The sequence below is a fragment of the Kitasatospora sp. NPDC091257 genome (assembly GCF_044757675.1).
Classification (GTDB): Bacteria; Actinomycetota; Actinomycetes; order Streptomycetales; family Streptomycetaceae; genus Kitasatospora; species Kitasatospora lactacystinica.
Map to the genome: position 1 here is coordinate 1 of NZ_JBIVVI010000396.1, position 7,003 is coordinate 7,003.

General features: G+C 75.6%; 6 protein-coding genes. 3 read left to right on the forward strand and 3 right to left on the reverse strand.

Going from position 1 to position 7,003, the window contains the following annotated elements:
- Both ACIQOV_RS19490 and ACIQOV_RS19495 read right to left on the reverse strand, forming a co-directional pair.
- Positions 1 to 286, reverse strand: a 286-nt coding sequence (locus tag ACIQOV_RS19490; protein ID WP_401049976.1) for a VOC family protein, incomplete at its 3' end; no start/stop codon positions are given.
- 66 nt (positions 287 to 352) lie between these two features.
- Positions 353 to 1,201 (reverse strand): (2Fe-2S)-binding protein, encoded by an 849-nt coding sequence (locus ACIQOV_RS19495; RefSeq protein ID WP_401049979.1) that lies wholly within the window; start codon positions 1,199 to 1,201, stop codon positions 353 to 355.
- 176 nt (positions 1,202 to 1,377) lie between these two features.
- Here ACIQOV_RS19495 and ACIQOV_RS19500 point away from each other — a divergent pair, with 176 nt between their 5' ends.
- The 3 genes from ACIQOV_RS19500 to ACIQOV_RS19510 all read left to right on the forward strand — a co-directional run bounded on the left by ACIQOV_RS19500 (position 1,378) and on the right by ACIQOV_RS19510 (position 5,379).
- Positions 1,378 to 3,102: an IucA/IucC family protein gene (locus tag ACIQOV_RS19500; protein WP_401049984.1), complete on the forward strand. Its 1,725-nt coding sequence runs from the start codon at positions 1,378 to 1,380 to the stop codon at positions 3,100 to 3,102.
- Entirely contained in the window at positions 3,099 to 4,364 is a 1,266-nt protein-coding gene (locus tag ACIQOV_RS19505; protein WP_401049982.1) for a type III PLP-dependent enzyme, read from the forward strand. Before ACIQOV_RS19500 ends, ACIQOV_RS19505 begins: the two co-directional genes overlap by 4 nt.
- A 217-nt stretch (positions 4,365 to 4,581) precedes the next feature.
- Entirely contained in the window at positions 4,582 to 5,379 is a 798-nt protein-coding gene (locus tag ACIQOV_RS19510) for an inositol monophosphatase family protein (RefSeq protein ID WP_401049986.1), read from the forward strand.
- Positions 5,380 to 5,464: 85 nt separating this feature from the next.
- Here ACIQOV_RS19510 and ACIQOV_RS19515 read toward each other — a convergent pair whose 3' ends face one another.
- Positions 5,465 to 6,940 (reverse strand): pyridoxal phosphate-dependent decarboxylase family protein, encoded by a 1,476-nt coding sequence (locus tag ACIQOV_RS19515; protein ID WP_401049989.1) that lies wholly within the window; start codon positions 6,938 to 6,940, stop codon positions 5,465 to 5,467.
- Between the last annotated feature and the right edge of the window lie 63 nt (positions 6,941 to 7,003).

Consider the following 7,003-nt stretch of genomic DNA (forward strand, 5'->3'; position numbering starts at 1 on the left):
CCTCCAGCCGGGCGGCCAGGGCCTCGTCCACCGGGGCGCCGAGGTAGACGACGAACAGGTCGTCCACCGTCGGGGTGGGCTCCAGCGGCCGCTCCGGGTCGTGCGTCAGCTCGAAGTGCCAGCTGCCGCCGGACGGGCCGACCATCAGCAGGTCGTGCTCGCCGGACACCCGCTCGGTGCTGCGCCACAGCACGGCGAGGCCGAGGCCGCCGACGTAGAAGCGCTCGGCCGCCGCGAGGTCGCGCGAGGGGCGGGCGATCCGGACCCGCACGGTGGAATCGATCATGCCGGCGACCATAGCCCATGCCACTGACAGCGAACCCCGCGGTGCGGCGGGTTCGCGGACGGGCCGTCAGAGCCGCCGCAGGCGTTCCTCGTCGGAGGTCCGGGGGCAGGTCAGGCAGGCGGTCGCCGCGGGCCCGACCGCGTAGTAGAGGCAGCAGCCGAGCCGGGTGCGGGTGTGGTGGGCGCGCCCGTCGGGGGTGTGCAGGCGGCGGAAGTCGGCGCCGCCGGGGAGCGGCAGGGTGCCACCGGGCAGGACGGCCTCGGCGGCGACGGAGGTGTCCTCCTCGCCGAGCATCCGGCCGAGGTACCAGAGGGCGGAGGCCAGGTCGTCCGTCACCATGCCCCAGAGGGCGCGGTCGCGGCGCCGGGTGGGCCCGGCGAACGCGGCGAGCACCGGCCCGAGGTGCGCGACCACGGCGGCCCGCAGTTCGGCGCGCAGTTCGTCGTCGCCGGGCATGGTGACGTGGCCGGGCATGGTCACGTCGCCGGGCAGGGTCACGTCGCCGGGCAGGGCGACGTGACCGCGCGGGCGCAGGGCGAGCGCACCGGTGGGGGCGTGCAGCCAGAGGTCGGCGGGGTCGACGGCCGGCACTCGGCGGGAGAGGTGCCAGGGGCCGGCGATCAGCAGGCAGGCCGACCAGGCGTAGTGGTGGAGCAGCCGGGAGGCGGTGACGTGCGGTCGCGGGGCACTGCCGTGCTCGTCGGCGATGCGGGCCTCCGCTCCGGCCAGGACGGCGGCCAGCGCGCTTTCGTCGGCGGCGAGTTGGGCTCCGGAGTGCCAACCGTCGGCGGCGCGCGGGTCAGGCTCGCCGCTGCCCAGGAGGCGCAGCTCCAGCACTGGGCAGAGCTCCACCAGCCGCCGGTAGTCGGCGACGAGCGCCGGGGCCCCGACACGCACCGAGGGCGCGACGGGCATGGGTGTTCCGGGAACCATTGGCACTCCCGAGATCGATTCTGCATGATCGACTAAGGTGAGGCTCACCTTACAACGCCTCACGGCACCCGGTGACCGCGGGCCGGCCTGCCGGTCGACCCGTCGACCCCATCGGCCGGCCCGGCGGCGGCGACGAATTTCCCACCGCCGACGAGGCGATGGTCCGCACCCTGCTGAACTGCCTGCTGCGCGAGGTCTCCGCGCCCGAGCACCAGACCGCCGCCGACAGCGGCCGCCTGCTGCTGCGGCTGCCGCGCCGCGGCGCCCTGCTGCGGGTCGCCCTGCGCCGCACCTCGCTGCTCGGCGCGCACCGCTTCACCGGGCCGGTCGAGGTCGAACAGGACGGAGACTGGGTCGAGTTGGGCTGGCAGGCGTTGGCCGAGTACGTCCAGCACGAACTGGAGCTGCGCACCGGCACGGTGAACGAGGAGTTCCTCGACCAGGTCGCGTCCAGCCACCAGGGCGTCCGCCAGGGCCTGGACGACCGGCCGGCCCCAGGCGCCGACCGCTACCTGGAGTCCGAGCGGGCACTGCTGTTCGGCCACCGCTTCCACCCGGCCCCCAAGTCCCGATCCGCCGCCCGCGGCGACTGGCGCGGCTACGCCCCCGAGTCCCGCGCCTCCTTCCCGCTGCGCCACCTCGCCGTCCGCGCGGACCTGCTGGCCGAGGAGTCGCTGGACGAGAGCGCGACCGCACTGCTGGACGGCCTCGGCGAGGTGCCGGACGGCTACCGGCTGCTGCCCGCGTACCCGTGGCAGTATCAACTCATCGGCGAACACCCGCTGTTGCGCGCCGCCCTGGCCCGGGGCGACGTCCTCGACCTGGGCCCGCGCGGCGAGCGTTTCACCGCCACCGCCTCGGTGCGCACCCTGCACGGCGCCGACGCCTTCCTCAAGTTCAGCCTGAACGTTCGCATCACCAACTGCCTGCGCAAGAACGCCGCGTACGAGCTCACCGACGCCGTCGCGCTCACCCGGCTGCTCGCCCTGGCCCTGGCCGACCTCGCCCGGCGCTTCCCGGCCTCGGCCGTGCTGCGCGAACCGGCCTTCCGCACCCTCGCGCTGCCCGGCACCGACGGCCGGCCCGACCGGACACTGTACGAGGGCTTCGGCCTGATCGTCCGGGAGGGCTTCGGCGGCGTGCTGCGGCCCGGCGTCACCCCGCTGCTCGCGGCCGCCGTCGCCGACGAGCACCCGACCAGTTCCGCGCACATCTCCCGCCTGCTGGGCGTGAGTCCGGACGGCGCGGCGGCGCTCGACTGGTGGCGCGACTACCTGCGGCTGCTCCTCCCGCCGGTCCTGTCCGCCTACTTCGACCACGGTGTGGTGCTCGAACCGCACCTGCAGAACGTGCTGATCGGCGTGGACCCCTCCGGCCACCCCGTCCAGGTGCTCTTCCGCGATCTGGAGGGCACCAAGCTCGTCCCCGAGCAGAACGCCGACATCCTCGCCGCACTCCCACCCGAGGTGGCCGGCCCGATGACCTACGACGCGGAACGCGGCTGGGACCGGGTGGTGTACTGCCTGCTGGTCAACCACGTCGCCGAACTGCTCGCCGCGCTCGCCGACCGCCACCCCGAGCTGGAGTGCGCGCTCTGGCAGGCCGTCCGGGACACCCTGGAGAAGTACGCCGCCGCGCACGGCTGCCCGCCCCGGCTGCGCGCTCTGCTCGCCGGTGTGCCACTGCCCGCCAAGGCCAACCTGTTGACCCGCTGGGAGCGCAAGGCCGACCGCGAGGCCGGCTACGTCCGGCTGCCCTCCCCGCTGGCCGGCTCCGTCCTCGCCGGGGCCGCCCGCATGCCCGCCCGCACATCGGACCGCGCGTCCGCCCGCCCGCCGGCGCACACGCCCGTCCGCCTACCCGCCGGGAGCACCGCCCGATGACGGCCGAGACCGCCCGGCCCGCCGAGGCCGTCCGACCCACCGAGGCCGTCCGCAGCTTCACCGCCGGCCTCACTCCCGACGAACTTCCCTCCTACATCTACGACTTGGCATCCCTTCGGGAGCACGCCGCCGCCGTCCGGGCCGCGCTGCCCGAGCGGGTCGAGCTGTACTACGCCGCCAAGGCCAACCCGGAGGCGCCGCTGCTGACCGCGCTGCGCTCGGTGGTGGATGGCTACGAGGTCTCCAGCGGCGGGGAGTTGGCCCACGTCCGGGCCGTCGTGCCGGACGCTCCTCTGGCCTTCGGCGGGCCGGGCAAGACTCCGGCCGAGATCACCGCGGCGGTGGACGCCGGGGTGCACCGCTGGCACGTCGAGAGCGAGCAGGAGCTGCACCGGCTGGCCGCCGTCCTCGCGGACCGGCCCGGCGCGGTCGTGGACGTGCTGCTGCGGGTCAACCTCGCGGTCGAGACGGCAGCGCTCGACGCGGTGCCGCTCGCGATGGGCGGCCGTCCGACGCCGTTCGGGCTGGACCCGGACCGGGCCGAGGAGTGCGTCCGGCTGCTCACCGGCGGCGGTCCGTCGGCGCGCCGGCTGCGGCTGCGCGGCGTGCACGCCCACCTGGCCAGCGGACTCCCGGCGGCGGAGCAGCTGTCGGTCGCGGCGCGGATCGTCGCCTGGTCGGCCGCACTGGCCGAGCGGCACGGCTTCCCGCTGGCGGAGGTCAACATCGGCGGCGGAATGGCCGTGGACTACGCGGACCCCGCCTCCCGCTTCGACTGGACGGCCTTCGGCGAGGGCCTGGCCGAGCTGCTCGACGCCCACCCCGGGCTGACCCTGCGGATCGAGCCCGGCCGGGCGCTGACCGCCCACTGCGGCTGGTACGCGACCGAGGTGCTGGACGTGAAGGCGAGCCACGGCGAGGACTTCGCGGTGGTCCGCGGCGGCACCCACCACCTGCGCACGCCCGCGACCCGGGGGCACTCCCAGCCCTTCGCAGTGCTCCCGGTGGACGCCTGGCCGCACCCCTGGCCGCGCCCGGCCGTCACCGGCGGCCGGGCCACCCTGGCCGGACAGCTCTGCACCCCGAAGGACGTCCTCGCCCACGCGGCCGAGGGCGCGGACGGCCTGCGGACGGGCGATCGCGTGCTGTTCGCGATGGCGGGCGCGTACGCGTGGAACATCTCGCACCACGAGTTCCTGATGCACCCTCGCCCGGGCTTCCACTACCTGGGCGGCGATGGACCGAGCCCGGCGGAGGGGTGACGGAGGACGAAGGACGGTCGACGCGTGACAGCCGACAACTGACAGCTGACAGATTTCGAAATCTGTCAGCTGTCAGTTGTCAGTCGTGAGCTGTCGACCGTCGCCTCCCGGCCGTCGACTGCCGGCCGTCGGCCGTCCCACCGCCCCCGGTCCGCCGCCGCCCCGTTCCTCCACTCGTGGGAGAGTGGTATGCAGCGAAGGGAGCGCGAACGTGCTGATGGACAAGGTGGCGGAGATACTCGCCGAGGCGTCGGCCGAGGCGGTGGAGCCGCGCTTCCGGGCGCTGGCCGCCGGCGAGGTGATGGAGAAGGCCCCCGGCGAGGTCGTGACGGTCGCCGACCGCGAGGCCGAGACGATCATCGCCCGCCGACTGCACGAGCTGCTGCCCGTCCCCGTGGTCGGCGAGGAGGCGGTCTCCGCCGACCCGTCGCTCGCCCTGGCCCTTCGCGACGAGCCCGCCGCCTGGCTGGTCGACCCGGTGGACGGCACCGCCAACTTCGTCGCCGGTAGACCCGAGTACGCCGTGATGTGCTCCCTGGTCCGCTCCGGCCGGACCGTCGCCTCCTGGATCTGGCAGCCCTCCACCGCCACCGCCTACTGCGCCGAACTGGGCTCCGGCGCCTGGCGCGACGGCGAGCGCCTGACCCGTCCACCGGCACCCCAGGACGTCGCGAAGCTGCGCGGCTCGGTGAAGAGCCGCTACCTCGACGCCGAGCACCGCCGCCGGCTCCAGGACAACATCGCGTCCTTCGGCGAGATCTCCCCCGGCCGGCACGCCGCCGGGATCGAGTACCCGGACGTCGTCGAGGGCCGCTTCGACTTCATCCTCTACTGGCGCACCCTTCCCTGGGACCACGCCCCCGGCTCGCTCCTGGTCACCGAGGCCGGCGGCGTCTCCGCCCGCCCGGACGGCACCCCGTACCGCCCGGAGGCCCCCGGCTGCGAGGACGGTCTCCTGGTCGCCGCCGACCCCGACACCTGGGAGCTCACCCGGTCGATCCTCCTGGGCGGCTGATCCCGAGGCCCTGCCCGCCCGGAAACCCGGCCCGACCGGAAGGCCGGCCCGACCGGAGCGCCCGGCCCGCCCAGAGCCGTCCGCTCTACCCCGCCCGCTCGCCCGCCACCTTGCGCCCGGCGCCCGCCACCTTGCGCCCGGCGCCCACCACCTCACGCAGCAACGCGCCGACCTCCCCCACCGTGGCATGGGGGTTCAGCAGCGTGAGCTTCAGCCGGACCCGACCCGGGCCGTCGCCCGGGAGTTCGGTGCGGCCGACCACCGCCCGGCCGGTGCGCAGCAGCAGGCGCCGCAGCCGGCCGTTCACCTCGTCCAACGCCGCCTCGTCCGTCACCCCGGGCGGCCGGTAGCGGAAGAGGATGACGGTGAGCACGGGCTCGGCGTGGAGTTCGAGCGCCGGGTCGGCGCGCACGGCGTCGGCGGCGGTGCGGGCGAGGTCGTGGCAGGCGTCGACCAGCCGGCCCAGACCGTCGCGGCCGAGGGTGCGCAGGGTGACGGCGAGCTTGAAGGCGTCGGCCCGGCGGGTGGTGCGCAGCGAGCGGCCGAGCAGACTGGGGTACCCGGCCTGCTCGTCGTCGACCGGGTTGAGGTACTCGGCGCGGCGGGCGAGCGAGACGTAGGTCTCCGCGCGGCGGACCAGGAAGACCCCGGCCGCGGCCGGCTGCCAGCCGAGCTTGTGCCAGTCGAGCGAGACCGAGTCGGCGCGGGCGATGCCGTCGAGCAGCGGGGCGAGCCGGTCGGAGAGCAGCGCGCCGCCGCCGTACGCGGCGTCCACGTGCAGCCAGGCACCGTAGCGGCCGGCGAGGTCGGCGGCGGCGGACAACGGGTCGACGGCTCCGGTGTCGGTGGTGCCGGCGGTGGCGACCACGGCGATCGGGGTCCGGCCGGCCCAACTGGCCTCGGCCATCGCCCGTTCCAGTTCGTCCTCCCGCATCCGCAGCCCGCGGTCGACCGGGACGGGGATGACGGCCCGCTCGCCGAGGCCGAGCAGGGCGGCGGCGCGCTGGACGGAGAAGTGCGCGGCCTCGGAGGCGAGGATGCACGGCCGGACTCCGGCCGGGATGCCGTCCAGCTCCACGATGCCGTCGAGCTTCTGGTCGCGCGCCAGCATGAGCCCCATGAGGTTGGACTCGGTGCCGCCGGAGGTGAAGACGCCGGCGGCGCGCGCCGGGTCGTAGCCGACCAGTCCGGCGATCTCGGCGAGCAGTGCGCTCTCCAGGGCGGTGGCGGCGGGGGCCTGGTCCCAGGAGTCCTGGGAGGGGTTGAGGGCGCTGACCGCCAGGTCCGCCGCGGCGGCGACGGCGAGCGGCGGGCAGTGCAGGTGCGCGGCGCAGGCCGGGTCGGCGGGGTCGGCGGCGCCGTAGGCGAGCAGTTCGGTGAGCCGGGCGAGCGCGCCCGGTCCGTCGTCGCTGGCCAGCGCGTCGTCGACGAGTGCGGCGATCTCGGCCGGACTGCCGGCCGGCAGCGGTCCGGAGCGCATGGCGGTGCCCGTCTCCAGGGAGTCGAGGACGGTGGCCAGCAGCGGTCCGAGCGCGCCCGGCCCGGCGGCGCCGCCCGCCAGGGCGTCCGTCGCGACGCCGTCCCCGGGGAGCCCGACGGGGTCGGTGCCGGGGTCGGTTCCGGG